At 44.7% G+C, this 19,046-nt stretch carries 19 protein-coding genes; 7 read left to right on the top strand and 12 right to left on the bottom strand.

The window, feature by feature from the left end; all coding sequences use genetic code 11:
- Positions 1-31 precede the first annotated feature (31 nt).
- Positions 32-1,066, top strand: a complete 1,035-nt coding sequence (locus EJ063_RS04185; protein WP_126573110.1) for an FAD-binding oxidoreductase — start codon at positions 32-34, stop codon at positions 1,064-1,066.
- A gap of 76 nt (positions 1,067-1,142) precedes the next feature.
- Here EJ063_RS04185 and EJ063_RS04180 read toward each other — a convergent pair whose 3' ends face one another.
- From EJ063_RS04180 to EJ063_RS04165, 4 genes are all read right to left on the bottom strand, one after another.
- A complete protein-coding gene (locus tag EJ063_RS04180; protein ID WP_126572743.1) occupies positions 1,143-2,516 on the bottom strand; it encodes a YjiH family protein in 1,374 nt (457 codons plus the stop codon).
- Positions 2,517-2,917: 401 nt separating this feature from the next.
- Positions 2,918-3,916 (bottom strand): succinylglutamate desuccinylase/aspartoacylase family protein, encoded by a 999-nt coding sequence (locus tag EJ063_RS04175; RefSeq protein ID WP_126572742.1) that lies wholly within the window; start codon positions 3,914-3,916, stop codon positions 2,918-2,920.
- A 41-nt stretch (positions 3,917-3,957) separates the two neighbouring features.
- Positions 3,958-4,386, bottom strand: a complete 429-nt coding sequence (locus tag EJ063_RS04170) for a MarR family winged helix-turn-helix transcriptional regulator (protein ID WP_126572741.1) — start codon at positions 4,384-4,386, stop codon at positions 3,958-3,960.
- A 24-nt stretch (positions 4,387-4,410) separates the two neighbouring features.
- Positions 4,411-5,037, bottom strand: a complete 627-nt coding sequence (locus tag EJ063_RS04165; protein WP_126572740.1) for a cytochrome b/b6 domain-containing protein — start codon at positions 5,035-5,037, stop codon at positions 4,411-4,413.
- Between the two features lie 147 nt (positions 5,038-5,184).
- Here EJ063_RS04165 and EJ063_RS04160 point away from each other — a divergent pair, with 147 nt between their 5' ends.
- Positions 5,185-5,610: a c-type cytochrome gene (locus tag EJ063_RS04160; protein ID WP_158675986.1), complete on the top strand. Its 426-nt coding sequence runs from the start codon at positions 5,185-5,187 to the stop codon at positions 5,608-5,610.
- A gap of 51 nt (positions 5,611-5,661) precedes the next feature.
- Positions 5,662-6,324, top strand: a complete 663-nt coding sequence (locus EJ063_RS04155; protein WP_126572739.1) for a hypothetical protein — start codon at positions 5,662-5,664, stop codon at positions 6,322-6,324.
- Between the two features lie 51 nt (positions 6,325-6,375).
- Here EJ063_RS04155 and EJ063_RS04150 read toward each other — a convergent pair whose 3' ends face one another.
- On the bottom strand, positions 6,376-7,281 hold the full coding sequence (locus tag EJ063_RS04150; protein WP_126572738.1) for a DMT family transporter: 906 nt from the start codon (positions 7,279-7,281) through the stop codon (positions 6,376-6,378).
- Positions 7,282-7,412: 131 nt separating this feature from the next.
- Between EJ063_RS04150 and EJ063_RS04145 the strand changes: the two genes are divergently transcribed.
- Positions 7,413-8,333, top strand: coding sequence for a LysR family transcriptional regulator (locus tag EJ063_RS04145; protein ID WP_126572737.1), 921 nt, complete (start codon positions 7,413-7,415; stop codon positions 8,331-8,333).
- An 11-nt stretch (positions 8,334-8,344) separates the two neighbouring features.
- Here EJ063_RS04145 and EJ063_RS04140 read toward each other — a convergent pair whose 3' ends face one another.
- The 3 genes from EJ063_RS04140 to EJ063_RS04130 form a co-directional block, all read right to left on the bottom strand.
- Entirely contained in the window at positions 8,345-9,829 is a 1,485-nt protein-coding gene (locus EJ063_RS04140; RefSeq protein ID WP_126572736.1) for an SgrR family transcriptional regulator, read from the bottom strand.
- Positions 9,830-9,844: 15 nt separating this feature from the next.
- The gene (locus EJ063_RS04135; protein ID WP_126572735.1) at positions 9,845-10,834 is read right to left on the bottom strand and encodes a Gfo/Idh/MocA family protein; all 990 of its coding nucleotides are present in this window, start codon (positions 10,832-10,834) and stop codon (positions 9,845-9,847) included.
- Between the two features lie 194 nt (positions 10,835-11,028).
- A complete protein-coding gene (locus EJ063_RS04130; protein ID WP_126572734.1) occupies positions 11,029-12,207 on the bottom strand; it encodes an MFS transporter in 1,179 nt (392 codons plus the stop codon).
- Between the two features lie 216 nt (positions 12,208-12,423).
- Between EJ063_RS04130 and EJ063_RS04125 the strand changes: the two genes are divergently transcribed.
- A complete protein-coding gene (locus tag EJ063_RS04125; protein WP_126572733.1) occupies positions 12,424-12,915 on the top strand; it encodes a GNAT family N-acetyltransferase in 492 nt (163 codons plus the stop codon).
- A 42-nt stretch (positions 12,916-12,957) separates the two neighbouring features.
- Here EJ063_RS04125 and EJ063_RS04120 read toward each other — a convergent pair whose 3' ends face one another.
- Together EJ063_RS04120 and EJ063_RS04115 are read right to left on the bottom strand one after the other, a co-directional pair.
- Positions 12,958-13,926 (bottom strand): phosphotransferase, encoded by a 969-nt coding sequence (locus EJ063_RS04120; RefSeq protein WP_126572732.1) that lies wholly within the window; start codon positions 13,924-13,926, stop codon positions 12,958-12,960.
- 1 nt (position 13,927) lies between these two features.
- The gene (locus tag EJ063_RS04115; RefSeq protein WP_126572731.1) at positions 13,928-14,206 is read right to left on the bottom strand and encodes a GNAT family N-acetyltransferase; all 279 of its coding nucleotides are present in this window, start codon (positions 14,204-14,206) and stop codon (positions 13,928-13,930) included.
- A 168-nt stretch (positions 14,207-14,374) separates the two neighbouring features.
- Between EJ063_RS04115 and EJ063_RS04110 the strand changes: the two genes are divergently transcribed.
- Positions 14,375-15,106: a flagellar brake protein gene (locus EJ063_RS04110; RefSeq protein ID WP_126572730.1), complete on the top strand. Its 732-nt coding sequence runs from the start codon at positions 14,375-14,377 to the stop codon at positions 15,104-15,106.
- A gap of 59 nt (positions 15,107-15,165) precedes the next feature.
- On the opposite strand, the gene gltS is transcribed toward EJ063_RS04110, so the two are convergent.
- Positions 15,166-16,392, bottom strand: coding sequence for a sodium/glutamate symporter (gltS, locus tag EJ063_RS04105; protein WP_126572729.1), 1,227 nt, complete (start codon positions 16,390-16,392; stop codon positions 15,166-15,168).
- A 645-nt stretch (positions 16,393-17,037) separates the two neighbouring features.
- On the opposite strand from gltS, the gene EJ063_RS04100 reads away from it, so the two are divergent.
- Positions 17,038-17,958 carry a polyprenyl-phosphate transporter gene (locus tag EJ063_RS04100; RefSeq protein WP_126572728.1) on the top strand — a complete coding sequence of 307 codons (921 nt, stop codon included), beginning with the start codon at positions 17,038-17,040 and terminating at the stop codon, positions 17,956-17,958.
- 61 nt (positions 17,959-18,019) lie between these two features.
- Here the strand turns inward: EJ063_RS04100 and EJ063_RS04095 are convergent, their stop codons facing one another.
- Complete coding sequence (locus EJ063_RS04095; RefSeq protein WP_126572727.1) at positions 18,020-18,997, bottom strand: arginine deiminase-related protein; 978 nt, start codon at positions 18,995-18,997, stop codon at positions 18,020-18,022.
- Positions 18,998-19,046 lie beyond the last annotated feature (49 nt).

Genomic DNA, 19,046 nt, shown 5'->3' with positions numbered 1-19,046 from the left:
GGTATTGGGCGCTTTTGTATGAGAGAAAATGATGTTTATTGAATGGCACAATAATCAACCCGCGACCATGCGCTGTGTGGACAAGTGGAACGAAACGAACGATACCGTCAGCATCAAATTGGAAGCTGCAGATGGCTGTCACCTCCACTTTACGGGCTTTAAACCTGGGCAATTTGTCTCGTTAGGTTTTGAGCTCAATGGCAAACTGGAATATCGCGCTTACTCCATCGCCTCTATGCCGGGGGATGACCACTTAAAATTGACCATCAAAAAGGTCGAAGGTGGATTGGTCTCTAACCATGTTATCGAGCAATTCCAAATAGGTGATACCGTCAACGTGCTAGCCCCGACGGGGCCATTCAATAGTGTCGATTGTCCACCAAAGACAAAAGTCGCTTTGCTTAGCGCAGGCTGCGGTATTACTCCAGTAATGTCGATGGCATCGACATGGTTACGTGACCGAGCGGACGTGGATATCACCTTCATCCATATGACAAAAAGCGCAGACAAAACGATCTACTTCGATCAGTTAGAATCGATGGATGCCGCCAATGACAACTTCAATTTCAAGCTACTTCTTAAAGACAATAGTGGTACGCGTCATCCTCAAGGGCGCCTCGACCAAGAGTGGCTAAATACGCTTTGTCCTGATATTGCAGAACGTACCGTCTACTTATGTGGCCCAACTCAATTCATGCAAGATATGGAATCGAATGCCCTAGCACTGGGTGTTGCCCCTGAGCAATTTCACCAAGAAAGCTTTACACCAATTGAAGCCCATACCGAGAATGAAACCGGCGGTGTGGTTCAGTTTGACGTCCCTGCTTTCGGAGTGGCAACAGAAGTGGCGCAAGGCTCAACCTTAGCCGATATATTGGAAGAAAGTGGCGTCCCTATCATCATTGCTTGCCGCAGCGGTATGTGTGGTTCGTGCAAATGTAAGGTGACGAAAGGTGAGGTCTCGCGTACCAGTACTGAAACATTGAGTGAGGAAGATTTGGCTGCTGGCTACACGTTGGCATGTTCAAGCCAAATTCAAAGTGATGTTGAAGTTGAGCTCGCTTAACGACTCAACCAGCTTGTAAAAAACAAAAACCCGATAGGCCTAGGCGTATCGGGTTTTAGTTTAATCGCGTTATCGTTTAGAAAATGGCGTGAGCGACTAAAACGATGATTGGCAGTGTCACTAGCGTTCTTAGTAGGAAGATAGCCACTAGCTCTAGGAAGTTAATTGGCACCTTACTGCTTAGGATTACTGAACCAGTTTCTGACATGAAGATAAGCTGAGTTACCGACAATGCCGCTACAACAAACTTAGTTAGGTCAGTGTTGATGGTTGAAGCCGCAATGATTGACGGTACGTACATATCAGTGAAACCAACCAACATTGTTTCCGCTGCTGCTGCTGCTTCAGGCACGTTTAGCATTTCAAGTAGAGGCACAAATGGCGCACCTAGAACAGAGAAGATTGGCGTTGCTTCTGCAACAACTAGACCTAGCGTACCAATCGCCATTACCACTGGTAGAACACCAAACACCATATCAAGTGCGTTGCTTAAACCTTCTTTTGCCACTGAGCCGAGGCTCTTCACTTTGTCAGCACGTTTTAGCGCAAGCTCCATACCGAAACCGAATGTCGATTTCCCTGCTGGTACTAGCTCATCCTCACGGTTTGGCGCAGTGCCATCAATGTAGAGGTCTTTCTTGTATGACAGTGGTGGAAGGAATTGAATCACCATTGCTGCAACAACACCTGACAAACAGATTGCGAAGTAGAACGGAACGAAGAAGTTTTCTAGACCAACTTGAGTTAGTACCACCAGCGAGAATGAAATACCGACTGGCGAGAACATTGTCGCCACAACAGCCGCTTCACGCGCTGTGTATTTCTTATCTTCATACTGTTTGCTCGTTAGGATAACACCTACCGTGCCATCACCAAGCCATGAAGACATACAGTCAATCGCAGCACGGCCCGGCAGACGGAAAATTGGACGCATTAGCTTACTTAGCATTGTGCCTAGTAGTTCCAATAGACCAAAGTTAAGCAGCAGTGGTAGTAATAGACCTGCAAGGAAAAACGTCACCAATAGAGACGGTAGAAGGTCATTAAGAACCAAACCGCCCGTGTTGCCGTGCCAAATGATCTCAGGACCAATTTGGTGTAGCGCTAGCAGAGTAAATACCGCACCTAATACACGGATAGTTAACCACGTAGGGTTAAGAACAAATAGTCGAGTAAGCAGAGGAGATTGAGTCACAAAAGTTGGCTTAACAAGACTAACCAATGCAGAAGCAACGGCAGAAAAACAAATCACACCCGTTACGGTTGGCAAAATCGCATCACCTAGAATCGACTTCACACCTTTAGCCATAAGCGCTAGAGGAAACGTGAAGCTACCATCGTATGTAAGTGGTGCAAGGAAAAAGAACAACCCCAATAGAGATGGAATCGCAAACATCAGCATATTTCTGCTTGTTTTATGATTCTCTTGGGCAAGAAGTGTATCGCTCATCTGACAGCTCCCTAGATGACTACAAAATCACATTAAGTGAATAACTTTTCAATGAGAGTGATTATATAGGCAAAAGTCGCCAAAACAAGCGAAAAATGAAATTTTATTCACCAATAATGAAATAATTTCCAAAAAAACCGTCGTGTAAATTAAATGTTTTGGAATTTTATCCTATTGGTTAATGCATGGTTTCATTTCTTAAGCTACCTATTACTTATAGAGTCTATTGGATAGCAAGAGTAAACATTAAAGCAGAATTAATGACGTATAATAATGAATTATTATACAGTCATATGGTTCATATAATTTATAGAAGTGACGAAGAGTTGTGGTGAGTCGATAAAAGAAAATGGTGATGTGCAATAAGGGGATTGCACATCACCGTCTATAGTTCGATGGGGTTAGTGGATAAGCCTAACCACCAAAGAGCCAGGCGCACGGACTGACTCCACATTGTGGCTTATGACCGTTCCTGACACTGGCGCTAGGTAAGTTTGGATCTCATCCCCAAAGCTATTGTATTGGGTGGCGAGCTTCTGGCCTATCTCAACCTGCTGCATAAGCTCAACATGACAAACAACAAATCCTCCCTGCTCCGCTCTTACACTGGTAATGGTGTTTCCTTCCACACACGGACTCTCAACGACAGCGCTTTCGCCTGAAATGAGTTGATAATCACGCAAAACATTCAATACCCCAGATGCCGCGCGCTCAACCATGACAAGATCGGTATAACGGCCAACACCCACTTCAATGGTGATTGATGGAATGCCCGAGCGGTTATAAACAGTTTCAAGTATGCCAGGGTCGCCGGGATCATTAAGAATGACATCAGGGCTTATCAACCTTGCCATACGAATAGCGTCATCTAAACGATAATCAGCAAACACATACAATGGGTACGCGCTGCCACTGGTTTGAGAGTGGAGATCAATCGCCAAATCCGCATTGGGCTTTAGTAAGTTTTCCCACAGGCTATTGGCATAACGACTAGCATCATCACCATTTGGGTTACCTGGGAAGAGTCGATTCAAGTTTGCAGAAGAACTGTCGGGGGCTGCAGAGTGAAAGTCGCGGCTATGGCGAGCAATCCCTGATAGGTTAACCGCTGGAATAATGGTAATGCACCCTGAGATTGTTTTCCCTTCGAGTTCATGAGCAATCTTTTGTGCCGTCAAAATGCCGTTTTGCTCATCACCGTGAACACCCGCAGTGATCACGATGCGCTTACCCGGCTTCTCACCTTTAAACACTCGCACTGGTAGTGTTTGCGGGTGTCCGATGGCATCCGTTGCCACCGCAAACCAAAACTTATGCTCTCCAGCTTCAAGAGCGTTCACGTCTAACGCTTGAAGCGTTGGATACATAGGAACAATGCATTCATTTAAAGGTTTGGTCATTTCGATCTCCATTTCAAACCACGTTGTTGTGCAATCTAGAGTTACACTCTATCGACCAACTTCTTTAGCAATCGAATCAGCTCTTTTTGCTCATTAGATTCTAAAACACTCAAATACTCTTTATTCAGACCTGCCGGAATCGGAACCAATTGGCTTTGCAGGGCGCGGCCCTCTTCGGTCAAGTAAATACGAAAAGAGCGACGGCTTTCTGGATCTGGCTGGCGTTCGACTAACCCGAGTTTCTCCAGTTTGTCTAACGTACGAGTTGTGGTTGAGTTTTCCACTTTGGATTTTTTAGCGATATCTCTTTGAGTTACGCCTTCTTCTTCCCATAAACACATTAATGTTGGCCACAGTGCAATTGTCAGGCCGTGCTTTTTAAGCTCATTATCAAACAACTTTGATGCATCGTTGGCCAATACATTGATCAACCAGCCAAAGCTCGATTGTCTATCAAATTCCTCATTCATCAGGAAGGCTCACTCTTCAATTATTTAAGATGAAAATGCAATTATTGCCATGGTAACTGATGCAGAAACAACAAGCACCAATAATGCTCTCAACTGAGAGACAAATCGAACCGTTGAGTTACCTTCTAACTTTGCCTGTACCCCGGTAATCATCGCTTTCGTCAGCGGTTTAGAGCGCAGCTTATAAAATAGAATCGCAGCGACATGCAAACCAACCAATGCAGGCAATAGGTTAACAAGACCAAGGTGCATCGACTCAAACACGCTAAACAGTTCATCTGTTAACCAATACTGCGCGTAAGGGAGCTCATCAAAAAATCCGCCAAGAGCAAGACCAGACACACATTGAAGAAGCAGTGCAGAAAGCATCATGATCACCATCCAACCACCAGCTGGGTTATGTCCCGCTTTCTCTGGTTCTCTACCTAAAAGATAAAGGATGACGGATTTTGGTGAGCGAACAAATTGCTTAAATCGACTGGTCTCGCTTCCAACCACTCCCCAAATAATTCGCCATACCAGCAGCGTAAACAATAAAAGACCGAATTGAACGTGCGGTCCGTTGCCACTAAATCCTGTTGCCATTAATCCAACAAACAATACAGCTTGCAGCCAGTGATAAAGACGTGTTGCTAAATCCCATACTTTCATTTTCTACCTCGTTAAAAAGCTCAATCACATTCGATTTGCAATAATTTACACAGCAACAGTTGCAATTGCAACTATTGCTGTGTAAATTAAGCACCAAGACGAGGAAATGATCCTCAATTGATCAAATAACAAAACGAGATAACCAACGTGAAAAAGATTCTGACAACCCTCATCGCAGCTTTGCCGCTGTGCGCATTCGCTCAACAAGGTGTTATTGAGCAAAGACAAGACGCTTTTAGTGATATTGAATCGATTGCAAAGAAAACCGACACGCTGTTAAGCCAATCAGAGATCAACTGGCTTCTCATTGCGGATAACAGCGAAACCTTAAAGGCCCACAGTGAGCAGCTCGCGACCCTATTTCCACAAGGCAGCCAATCAGGTAGCAAAGCAAAAAACTCTGTTTGGGATTCACCGGAAAAGTTTCAGCAACTGCTAAGCAAAATGGATGAAGGCTTTCAGACCTTATATCAAGCGAGCCTAAAGCAAGATCTTTCGGCAGCGGAGGACGGACTAGAAACAGCGCAAGGCACTTGTCGTGCTTGTCACCGCAGTTACCGTTCACGTTGGTAAACAGATAACAACACACAACACAATCAGCCATAAACAATCGAGGAAACTATTATGAAATCACTGACTATCGCCGCTCTATTTACCACTCTATTCACTGCAACTTTCGCAAACGCTGCCGACTTTGGTATTGAACTAGCGTGGAACACCGATGACGCTCAACAAGTGTTGGACACCATGCCTGAGCAAAAGGCTGCATTTGGCGAGCTGATTGAAAAAGGCGAAGTAAAAGATATGTTCGTCTACCGCTCTCAACTCGATGGTCGCTCAGTACAAATGTTGCGTTTCGTATTAGAAGCCGACAACGAACAGGATGTGAGCGAGAAACTCAAAGATCTGCCTCTGTACAAAAAGGAGTTGGTTAAGATTGCGAACATTCAACCAATGGGCTCGAAATGGTTAGACAACACACCGGTGTACAACAACTACGGTGTCACCATCACTTGGAAGAAGGGAATTGAAGCGCTGGAAATGGATCGTGTACTAAGCATCGACCTGCAACGAGTGATCAGCTTAAACCAAGCAGGTCTGGTGACGTCATCTTACATTGACACACAAGAGCTAGATCACGGCCTAGTTCGCCCAGTTTACTCAGTTTCTTTCTTAGCGAAAGATGCGCAACATGCACAAGAACTCAGCCAGCAATTTGAAGCGGTAAACTTAGGCTACGCAACCACTCAAATCATGCATCTTGGCCACAAAATCAAGATTCAATAAAAACCAAAGCGGGCTCACTTGAGCCCGCTTTTTACTTTGTTAGCTGTGAAATTAGCTCTCTCTTGTAGACGTGACGATGACACTAAAGAGAATCAAAGCCCCACCGAAAAGCTGCATAATTGAGAGAGATTCTTGCAGCCATATCATCGCAAAAATTGCACCAAACAGTGGTTCACTACCCATCAACAAGGAGACTCGAGTTGGTGAGGTTCTGCGAACTGCATAGTTTTGTACGTAAAACGCAAACAGAGTACAAAACAGCACAAGGTACGAGAGTGTTAGCCAAAATTCAGTGCTGGTTGGAATAACAACTTCGCTTGCAGGCAAGTAAACCACTGCACATAAAATCGCAACACCTGCGACCACCAAAGACTGCAGGGACGTTAAGGTCGTCGTGGTGATCTCTTTGCCTTCCGTAAAACGTTTCGTCAGAGTCACCATTAGCGCACGTAAAAGTGCCGCTGTGAGAATAAAGTAATCACCGGTGTTGAGCGAAATCTCAATGCCTTGGTCACTGGTCAGCATTAGCACACCTACCACGCTGCATAGAGTCAACATCCACAAGGTATTACTCACTCGTTTCTTGTTAATCACGAGCTCGGCAAATGCCGTTAAAATCACCGACAAACTGATCAAGAATGCCGCATTAGATGCTGAGGTTTGCGAAACCCCAAACACTTCGCAGAAAAAAATCGCCGAAAGAATAAACCCGGTCGGTATGGCGATCTTCCAGTCTTTATTAAGTCCTCGGCGAAAGTCTCGGATCACTACAGGTAGCATACATAGGAAAGTGACCGAAAAACGAATCGAAATGAACACCAGCACACTCGTATAGACCAATGCGCTCTTTGTTAAACCATAACTTGTTCCCCAAAACACCGCGACTAGCAGTAGCAGTGATTCAATAACGGGAAACTTAACGTTTCCTTTCTTTAATAGCCCAGTCGCTGTCGACATCCTTGTCCCCCATTTCAGCATCTTTGATGGCGTCCATTCCCTTGGCCGCCCTGCAACTTTATTGACTTCACCAGTATCCATAAGTAACTTAAACGAAACAATATCGCTATTTTGCAAAGGATTTTTGCACCATGGACACAAATAAGCTGATTCCACTGCTTTCTGAGATGGCGATATTCGTCAATGTGGTGGAGTCAGGAAGCTTTTCAAAAACCGCCAAAAAGCTAGGTTTGTCGCCTTCTTCTGTTAGCCGCTCTATCACACGTTTAGAAAATGCATTAGAAGAGAAATTGCTTGAGCGCACGACAAGGCAAATGCGGCTAAGCACCAAGGGGCAAGAGGTATATGGCTTATGCAGCGATATGATGTATTCCGCCAAAATGGCCGTGTCCGCCGCTCAAACTAATAAAAAGGAAGTGTCTGGTTCACTGCGAATCGCGGCCCCTAAAGCGCTATCAAGGCAAGTTCTCATGCCGATGATTCTAGACTTTATCGACCAATACCCTAACGTTGCCTTGCAGTTAAAGGTGGCTGATCACTACATCGACCCGATTGGTGATGAAGTCGATGTCATCATTCATATTACAGATAAGCCAGTCGAAGGATTGATCGCAAAGACACTAACAGAGTGCCGATTGATCATGTGCGCCAGCCCGAGCTACTTAGCAAGCCACGGTACACCAGCTCACCCAAATGATATCGCAAACCACAACTGTTTATGCTTAGGAGAGAACCCAAGAGACCGAGTGTGGGGCTTTACCCAAGGTACACAGAAGGTGTCAGTCAATGCGAAAGGGAGCTTTGCCGTCAACCATAGCGAAATTCGCCGTGAAGCAGTATTGCGAGGCGTGGGTATTTCAGTGTTTCCCGAGTTTGCTATTCAGCCTTACTTGGATTCTGGGCAAGTCTTAGAAGTGTTGAAAGATTGGCATGTAGGTGGAAACTATCAAGGCAAAGTGACCGCTCAATATGCACAATCAAAGTTCATTCCCGAGCAAATCAAGGCGTTTGTTGACTATCTGCAGGAACGGTTTGCTCAAACCAATCACTAGCCCATGACAACTTACACTTGGTCAACCCACAGTTCGTTTAATTGGCTCCAGCCGAAGCCATTGACTTGGGTTCCTTTCAAGCGTTCTGACACCTCAAATTGAAATGTTTCTCGTTGTAGCTCTGTCAGAATTTGCTCCTCTTGAAGCCACTCTTTTAGCGCATTCAATAACTTCCATGCCTCATCCAAATTAGGCTCACATCGAATCGCATCTAACTGAGACTGTATGAAATCCTGCCATTCACTCGAGAGTCCCAACGCATGAAATGGCAAGCGGAGCAACAAGCTTAACCAAGCGCTAAACGGGTCATTTTCTTCAATCAGACTACATAGCAGCGCATCGCTTACTTGGCTGTAATCACCATAATCGATAGTAATTGAATCACCATATACACTGTTGTCTTGCTCAAATAGCTGCTGAGCATTGGATGTATCTTCAACAGCGATAGTCTTCAATTCATCAGCCACCCGCGGGTTGGATAGATACAGAAATACGGCGGGACATTCACTGCCTAGCGTCTTGGTATTTTCTGGCATTTGTAAGCGAATTTGGTTGTAAGCACATTGTTTACTCACCGCCCAATCAGGATAAAACCACACCTCAGCTCGGTCGATAATTGGCAATTGATGGCTATATCTGTCATTGCGATTAAGGCGGAGCATATTATGTGAAAACACATCGACGGAGAACGCTCCAGAGCCCACCAATGAATGAGCAGTGGATAAACGAAAAACCGACGCCTCCGCTCTGGCGAGCATTCTTGGGAGATGCCAATCCGGTTGATTAAGCTGCACTTCGATGAGGTTATCAGACACCCTTTTTACGGCTGAGACATGCTGGTAACATGAAGCCCAGTGAGGATGTAACGTTAACTCTGTTAAGCTTCGAACCATATCTTCGGTGTTTAACGCAGTCCCATCATGAAGCAACACATGACTGCGCACTTGAAATTGCCATACCGTTGCGTCTTGACTGGCCGCCCAATGATAGGCCAGATCACCCGTTAACTTGCCGTTCTCAGTTTGAGTTAACCGCTGATAAGTTTGCATGATCAGAAAGCGTTCGGTTCGGCGTAATACCTTATGCGGATGAAGCGGTTCTATCGTTCGATGAAAAGGAATATAAACGACTTGTTTAGTTGTCCCACTGGCATGGTTTAAGAATACCTGTAGTTCTTTACCTGCATCCCGGCCCCCAAAGCTCAAGATATTGAGTAGCTCATCCACTCGTCCCTTCTCAGCCAAACAATGAGCTTCTAGATAGCACGCCTCAATAGGCTCAATCAGACAAGAAAGCGAAGCCCTTTTATTGCGGCCTGATTTGGCATGCCAATGAATCCATTTATCTTGTTCAAGCGCCTTAATCAAAGTGAAAACGTGCCTTTCGGTGACGCTCCACAGCTCCGCAAACTGACTGATTTGACACTCTGACTCACCTGGGCCAAACATACCAAATAGCTGTTCATAGAACTCGAGTTTGCGCTTGATGTTTTTCATGCCGTTCGAAACTTCCTACTGTGTTAAATGACCAAAACCACTCTCTGCTAGAGCCTCTTCCATTGTAGCCAGTACTCGCTCTGTCACTTGGTGCAACAATATATCTGAGTCTAATTTGTTCTGACTGACCAACGAAGAAAAGTGGTCAATTTCAAACTCAAAGCCATTTCCTGAAACTGGGGATTCTAGGATCGCTTTTTTACCTTGTCGATCAATCTCAATCACCTGCGGGTTCCACCACTTTTCTCGAATCGTAATAGTAAAGTCTGCGCCTTTTAACACTGCGCAACGATTAAGATCGTTGCTGATTGAAGAGGAGATCTTGCCTTTTATCTCACCATCAAATGTAAAACAGGCATCCGTATCGACATAGCATTGTTTAAGTGAAGCAAGCATTTTTACCTTAGGTTTAGGTGGGACATGCCCCATGAAATGGCATAAGTCATAGTAGAGCCACAAGCTGTACACCCCAACATCTAACGTAGAACCACCTGAAAGCTTATCGTTAAAGATAAACACATCGGGATCATAGTAATTGTGATTGCCAAAGCTTGCCTCAATTGAAGTAATGCTGAGATCATGTTCTCTGAGGTAACTTTTGAGCTGCAGATACGCTGGGAATGTGACGGTTTTCATCGCTTCCAGCAACAAAACACCTTGCTGCTGAGCGAGCGCTTTCATCTCTTGCCAATCATACAAATTGGTAAACGCCGGTTTCTCAACCAAGACGTGTTTGTTGTGGCTGAGAAAAAGCTGCGCCAATGCTTTGTGGTAAGGATGAACAGTGGCAATGTACACCGCTTCGACTTCTGGGTCTTGAGCCATTTCTCGGTAAGAACCATAGTGCTTTTCCGCATTAAATTGCTCACCAAAGCGTTGAGCTCGCTCGAGATCTCTTGCGGATACGGCCACCAGTTCCCCATGTTGGCTATATTGAGTCAGCGCCGTTGCAAAACGTTGTGCAATGTTCCCTAAGCCCGCAATACCCCACTTTACTTTTCTCATTATTATTTCTCCGCCTTACCAAAAACAGGTTTAGCATACACATTCAGGCCACAGCAAAATAGCGAACAAAAACCGATTCTGTTCATGGTTTAGTGCCACTCCCCTCAGTCCATGATGCATCAACACAACGAAAAAAGGCGCATTGTTACCAATGCGCCTTTAGGCTGATCATAAGAGATTTTAGCCCAAAAGGCTTAGCTCCATTTCAATACTCGTACTTCATTACCCTCTTCAGGCATTCTTGGAATGTTCAGTGACAGAGCTAAACTCACTAGCGCCATACCCGCACCGATATAGAAGACCGCTGATGGAGAAGCTAACCATATCAAACCAAACGTCACCGGAATAAATACCGCAGCAATGTGGTTAATGGTAAAAGAAACTCCGGCTGTAGAAGCCATATCCGCAGGATCAGCAATCTTTTGGAAGTAGGTCTTAATCGCCAACGCTAGAGCAAAGAACAGATGATCGATCACGTATAGCGCCGCTGCCCACTCAGCCGTTTCAACCAATGCATAACCAACAAAAACACCAATAAGACCAACGTATTCAAACACCAATGCTTTGCGCTCACCCACACGACCAATAAATTTACCAATGCGCTTAGCAAACAAGAAGTTAAACAAGTAGTTAATGAGGAACAGTAGTGTGATATCAGCGGCTGAATAACCGAAGCGTTCAACCATTAAAAAGCCTGCAAACACAGTAAAGATCTGGCGGCGAGCGCCACTCATAAACGTTAAGGCGTAGTAAAGCCAGTAGCGTTTTCTCAGCACCAATTTCTTGTTCTGCTGCACCTTAGTTTCAAACTCAGGGAACGCGAATGCCATCCAAACCACCAGCAAAAAGCCTACGCCACCAAAGCTGAGATATACCCACTCAAAGTCCATCTTCAAAACTTCTAAACAGACCCAAAGTGCGCCATAAGTGAACAGGGACGCCAAAGCACCAATCGAAATAAACTTGCCCAGCATTTCTGGAGCTTCATCTTTGGTGAGCCATTGCAGAGAGAGTGACTGCTTTAACGTTTCAAAATAATGGAAGCCGACGGACATCAACAAAGTGGTCATCAACAGGCCGAATAGAGAAGGAAAGAAACCGGTAATGGCGGTACCCAGAGTTAAGGCACCTAACGACAACAGCATGAAACGTTGCTCACGAATGAACAGCAGCACAAACACGGCGGTAAAAGCGAGAAAGCCAGGGATCTCACGAACACTTTGCAGTAGACCTATATCCGATCCGTCAAAGTTCGCTTTTTCGATAACGAAATTATTGAGAAGAGCCATCCAACTAGAGAAGGCGATAGGCACAACAATGGAGATAAGCAATAGGAAATTTTGTGGTGTTTTCCAGCTCGCTGAGTGGTTCATGTTTCGATCCTTATGTGAATAGCCTGTTACAATAAAACGCCTCTCGCCAATAAACAAACTTATTTACAATTTATACCTAGCAGTAAAGATTCTGAGAATTTCCCTCACTTTCAGTGCAAAAAACCAGTCGAATAAAAATATTAAAAACAATACTTTAAATGTTGTTAACTTCTCGTTATGGTGTTTTTATGTTCAACCAGTCGAGAGATAAGAAAAATGGAAATAATCGTACGTCCGACACAAGTGAGTGATGCAGCCGCATTATGTGAAATTTATTCACAACCGAAAGCGCAAAGAGAGACACTCCAACTGCCAAAACCGTCATTGGCGATGTGGACACAACGACTGGAAAACATGCCTCAAGGTGTTTATAGCTTTGTCGCAGAGATCGATGGCAAGGTGATCGGAAACATTGGATTCGAGCATTCGCAAAGACCAAGAACGTCACACTGTGCAAGTTTTGGAATTGGTGTGCATGATGACTTCCACGGCTTAGGCGTTGGCAGCAAGCTAATTGAAACCGTATTAGACCTGGCGGATAATTGGTTACAGGTGAAACGTGTTCAGCTTGAGGTCAACACCGACAACGAAGGCGCAATTGCCTGCTATAAGAAGTTCAGCTTTGAAATAGAAGGCGAGTCGAAATGCGGTTCATACCGTGATGGTGAATACATCAACACCTACTATATGGCGCGAGTAAAAGTCTAAGTTCCACTGATCCTGTGCAATAAGAATCAAAAAGGCTTACCACTACGGGTAAGCCTTTAATTGTTCTAGCGCGTTTTGTGTTAGCTGTTCCGTGTAGGGGTTTATCTTCCAATGGCCGGGACTCCATCCTTTAACAAAACGCTGAAAGTCAGCCCAGGCAATCGCAAACAGTGGACGCCAAGCGCGCTCTACATCTTCAAACTTCAAGTCAGGCTGATGGTTAGCCAATGCTACTTTCAAACACGTGAAGTATTCATCCAATACCCAAGATTCCATCTCAGCACACTGGTCAGGTTCAACAGCACTGCTCATGAATAACGCGATGTCTTTCATCGCACAACCTCGGCCAATATATTGAAAATCGACCGCAGCAGCTTGCGCACCATCAGCAGTAAAACAGAAGTTCGCAAGCTTGCCGTCACCATGCACCAATGTTTGATAAGGGGCTTGAGATAAAACCTTATCAATTTTGTGGGCGTAGGACTTTAATCTTTCGTCACTTAAAGCGGCAAACTCATCAGGTCGAGTATCGAGATGCCAATAGGTTCCCTGCTCCCATAAGCCTTCACCTTGATGACCGATATGCTGGGCGTGAAATTGTGCAAACCACGCTAAACATGCACGGAGGTGTGTACGTTCTGCATGCTTCACTACCTCAGAGTAACCGAGTGATTTAAGGTCTTGCATCACGATGAGCAATTCATTTTCTTCACGTTGAACATGGATAGCGTTAGGTACTTTAGCGACTGAATGGTTCGCAGCGTTCAAATACCAGTTAAGCTCGACTTGATAAGAACGGAGTTTTCGTTGGTGAGAGAGGTCGCTGTTCCAGCCTCGTGGGTGATGTTCTGGCTTAGGTAATTGGATGTGTTTGACCACGACACTGGTCTCATCGACAGACAACCGAACCAGTTCACCATATCCTCCCCATAAGGTTTGCAGTGCCTCATAAGAGCTCAAACGCTGAAAACCTAGAGTTTCCATCAACCGCTTATAATCGTAAGAATCCATATTATGCTTTTAGGTGCGCCCATTGTGGGTTACGTGAGAAGTAATGCACCACATAGCTACAAATCGGTTCTACTTTCATGCCTCTGGTTTCGATATCGGCCAACACCGCTTCCATCATTACCTTTCCGTAACCTTTGCCTTGAAGCTCTTCAGGCACCTTCGTTGAGGTAATCGCATAAATGCCATCTTTCTCAACAAATTTGACCACCGCATAGTGCTCAGACTCTAAATGGACACGAAACTGTGAGTTTACTTCATCAAAAATGGGGGTTTTAGGCATGGTTATTCTCAAAAATGATAAATAGATCAAATTAATCAAATGCATTGCCGTTTGAATAAACAGCAAAGCGCACATAAAATTTATAACATTCGGATCTTATCGATAAATGTCCGATATCAATATCACCTACCGCTAAAACAATAACATGGTGGGGACAACGGAGGCTAGATGAATACCCAAGCGGTGGCAAGGAAGGCACAGCCCGTGCAAACTTCCAACGACAGAAACATATCCACGTTAAACAGCACTGATGCACTCGCAATGATTGAGCATGGCGGCGAACTGACGATCGGCATATCGACCCCTGTCGGTACGACCTTTCGCTGTAAAACCTCTTTTATTGGCACTCACTCTGACAGCTTCGTATTAGCCGAGCTACCAAAAATCTCTGAAGATGATCTCAACTTTTTCTTCCAGGAAGGATTCTGGGCTACCATTCGTGCCATCTCACCTAGAGGTGAAGGTGCCATTGTTCATTTTCGTAGCCAACTACAACACATTTTTAAAGCCCCAATACCGATTGTTGCGCTCTCGATTCCACAGACAATGCAGGTCTCTCAGCTTCGCAAAGAACCTCGCTTTGATGTCAACTTAGCCGCGCGAGTTGTCGCCGAAAGCCACAAACTGGATTGTGAAATTCGTGATCTATCCAAAAGTGGGTGTCGTTTTATTACTGCGCCTCTAAGCCGTTCATTTCAAGTGGGTGAAGAGATCTCGTTGCACGTCCAGCTCAACACCAAAGGCCCACAATTTGAGCCTCTATTTGGCAAAGTATGCAACCTCCAGCGCTCATTGCATTATGCTCGTTACGGGATTCAATTTACTGGCCATGGTAAGAGCAATGCCAAAACGTTACTTGGTCATTTAAAGTTTAACGGCACTAAACTGACGCTGAAATAGCCTTTTACACAGACAAAAACGCCCCGCTGCATGCGAGGCGTTTTTGTTTGAGACTTAGCTTAACCAATAAAGGAAATATAACCTTGTAAGATGATTAAGTTCACAATGTCGATAAAGAACGCGCCCACAATCGGAACAACCATAAAGGCTTGTGGCGATGGGCCAAATCGATTCACTAACGAACCCATGTTCATTACCGCCGTTGGGGTAGCTCCTAAGCCGAAGCCACAATGGCCACCAGCAATCACCGCGGCATCATAGTTACTGCCCATCACTTTAAATGTCACGAAGTAAGCGAATATACCAAGCACCACTGACTGCACCGCCAGAATGATGAGGAAAGGAATCGCAAGATCAAAGATGTTCCATAACTTCAGGCTCATTAGTGCCATCGCTAAGAACAGTGACAAAGAAACCGTACCAAGAATATCGACCGTTTCTGTATCCACTTTGTGAACCTTAGTCACCTCAATCACATTGGTGATAAACACGCCGATAAATAGCGCATAAACGAAGTCTGGGATCATCAGCCAGCTAATTTCAAAGCTGCTTACCCACTGCTCTAAGTACTTCGCACCGGTAACACAGATCAAAAGAATAAATAGGACTTCGACGACTTTCTTCGCGGTTACCTTATCTTCTTCATACTCGTTATACGTCACCAATTCAGGGAAGCGTTCGTGAGTTTTTGTCCCTGTACCGTATTCAGACTCAAAACCATTTTTGTTGATCAACTTCTGCGCCACCGGGCTGCCGATGATGCCGCCAATGATCAAACCAAACGTTGCTGACGCCATCGCGATTTCTAATGTGTTCGATAAGCCGTAGGTTTCCGAGAATGTCTGCGACCACGCCGCACCGGTACCATGACCACCAGATAGCGTTATCGAGCCTGCGATTAAGCCCATTAAAGGATCAAGACCAAGCGCTGTGGCGAGCGTTACACCGACACCGTTTTGGATGATGATGTAGAACGATGCGACTGCCAAGAAGATGAAAACCTTAGCACCACCTTTCATCAGCTGCGTATAGTTAGCAGCCAAACCCACGGTACTGAAGAACATCAACATGAACACTTTCTGTAATGGAAGTGAAAACTCTAGGTCGATGCCGTTAAAGTGCATCAATGTAATGATGACCGCGACAATGAGTCCGCCTACGATAGGCTCTGGGATATTGAACTTCTTAAGGATTGGAAGCTTAGAATTAACAAAATGTCCTAAGAACAAGACACTGATTGCGATTAAGAAAGATTCTAGCGGTCCAACTGAAATTACGTGATTCATATAACCTCTTATTAGTTATTCACTCATCTTCCCTAATGAGTTCAGAGCCATACTTGGCTCTGGAGAGCATTGCTCACAGTTTCTATTTTTCTATTGAAATTTGTCCTTATACAAACAGCCTCAAGATGCTCGTTTCAACAGTTAACCCTATAAAACAGATTTAGGGTTTCGAAAAGAAAGCGGACATTATTAATAATCTTGGGCCCTTTTGTCGAGTATAGACACAAAAATCCTATGTGCTCTTAGTGTAAAAATGAGAACGAAGTGCGCTTGTGAGGTGAGGACAGCCAACCTACAGACAAAAAAATAGCCAACCGCAAGAGTGCGATTGGCTTATATATAGTGTGAACAAAATCATATTCACTAACAACGTCAGTTGGCTAGGTGACCCTCGGCTTAAGAAGGGTCACACGTACTAATGCAGTTAGCGTGCCAACTTTTAATTGGTGATTATTTTGGACTTACCCGCACTTTTTTGCCGTTTAGCACTCTTAAAATGCAAAATGAAAATTGCAAAATGCAAATATTTGCAAAAGCATATCAAACAACACTCTTATAAATACAATTATCAAAAATCAATTTTCATACTTTTTTTACGCCAGAGTCGATATACTCCTGGGCACGATAACTTACGCATCAATGAGAATGAACTACCTAACAACTTTTCTGAAAGGCATGGCGATGGGCGCTGCCGATGTAGTACCTGGCGTTTCAGGTGGTACTATTGCGTTCATTACTGGCATTTACGACACACTACTTGAAAGTATCCGCCGCATTAATCCATCTGTCATTGGAATTTGGAAACGTGAAGGCTTTAAAGCCGCGTTCAACCATATCAATGGATTCTTTTTAATCGCTCTATTCGGTGGCGTTCTGACCAGTATTGCTACCCTTGCCAAACTTATCTCTTGGCTATTGGTGACTCACCCCATTCCATTGTGGTCGTTCTTCTTCGGCTTAATCCTGGTTTCTGTGTTCCACATGCTCAAGCAAATAGAACAGCGCAGTCTAAGCCGTTTGGTCTTCCTATTATTGGGCGTTGTATTCGCTTACAGCATTACGGTGCTGAACCCGCTGCAACTTGAACCTACCAGTATGAACGTACTGCTTGCAGGTGGTATCGCTATCTGTGCCATGATCCTACCGGGTATTTCAGGCAGCTTTATCTTACTGTTGATTGGTATGTACACCCCAGTGTTGGGCGCAGTGAAATCATTCGACATCACCATTCTTGCTCTATTCCTATCGGGCTGTGTCATTGGCTTGTTAAGCTTTTCTCATGTTCTATCTTGGCTGCTAAAGCGTTTCAGAGATCTTACCCTGATTTTCTTAACCGGGTTGATGATTGGTACTCTACCTAAGATCTGGCCTTGGAAAGAAACCATTAGCTGGCGTACGAACTCCAAAGGCGAGCAAGTACCTTTGGTTCAACACAACTTAATGCCATCAGATTTTGAAATGCTGCACTCTCAGCCTGCGCAACTTGGAATGGCAATCTTGATGATGCTGTGTGCGATTGCACTCGTGTTAGGGTTAGAGAAATTCGCTGAAAATCGTGATTTGTAACGCGATCCTCCGCTCACAAAAAAACCGCCAATCTCGGCGGTTTTTTTACATCTAAAGAGGCTTACAGTTGCTTGTGACGGCTTGGCAAAAACACTTCACCTAGCATGCAACGTACGCTACCACCACCAATGTTTTCAATCGTCTTCACATTAAATGGCAGTAATTTACCGTGACTAGAAAGTTGTGCTCTCTGGGCCGGAGAGAACGCATCAAACGCCGATTGTGACATCGCAATCACTTTCTCTCCATTTATGGTCTCTAGTTGTAAGATATTTCCACAGAAGTTATTCATCTGCTCCAAAGAAATAGAAATCACCTGCTTGTCTTTCGCCAGAGATTTAATCACAAAACGTCGCTCAAACTCAGGAATCACTTCATCGCAGATCACACAGAAGCTTTCACCAATCGCCATCATCACGTTGGTGTGATAAATCGGCTTGCCGGATGGTAGTGCCGTCTGGAAAGAGACCACGCGATCATAGCCAATTCGCTGCGCGTAATCTTCCAACACTTCACGATCACAGCGTTGAGAAAGCGCTGCATAAACAGTTTTATTGATATGATCTTTGACCATCACACCGGTGCTTTCGAGGAACGCATCTTGTTCAAGGTACTCAGTCAAAGTGTCTTGGCTTGAAACGAGACGACCTGATGATTGTAATGCTTCAACCAGAGCATCGGTTTTAACTTCGTGCTGTCGGTTGGTACACGCCATCGGGAAGGTGTATAGCTCACCATTTGCTGTCGTACTGAACCAGTTGTTTGGGAATACCGCATCTGGTGTTTCGACTTTGCCTGCTGGGTAATTAAACTCAACCACCTGTACACCCGCTTTACGCAAAGAAGCCACCATATCGTTGAACTGTTGCATAGCGGCAATACGCACTTCGTTGGTCGATTGAGACACTTGATGCTGAAACTCATTGTCTTTGGCCGTTTCAGCGTTAAAAGCAAACTCTTTCGGTGGCACCATCACCACACAATTAGCGTTTTGTACTGTTGATTGTTTTTCTTGTAGTAGGGGTTGCTGTTTCAACATTAGGACAAACTCAATTTAACTCATTCACTAACGCCAATTGTAGACATAA

This window comes from Vibrio aquaticus, from assembly GCF_003970385.1.
Taxonomy (GTDB): Bacteria; Pseudomonadota; Gammaproteobacteria; order Enterobacterales; family Vibrionaceae; genus Vibrio; species Vibrio aquaticus.
The sequence above is the reverse complement of the archived record's forward strand: the minus strand, read 5'-3'. Positions and strand labels throughout refer to the sequence as shown.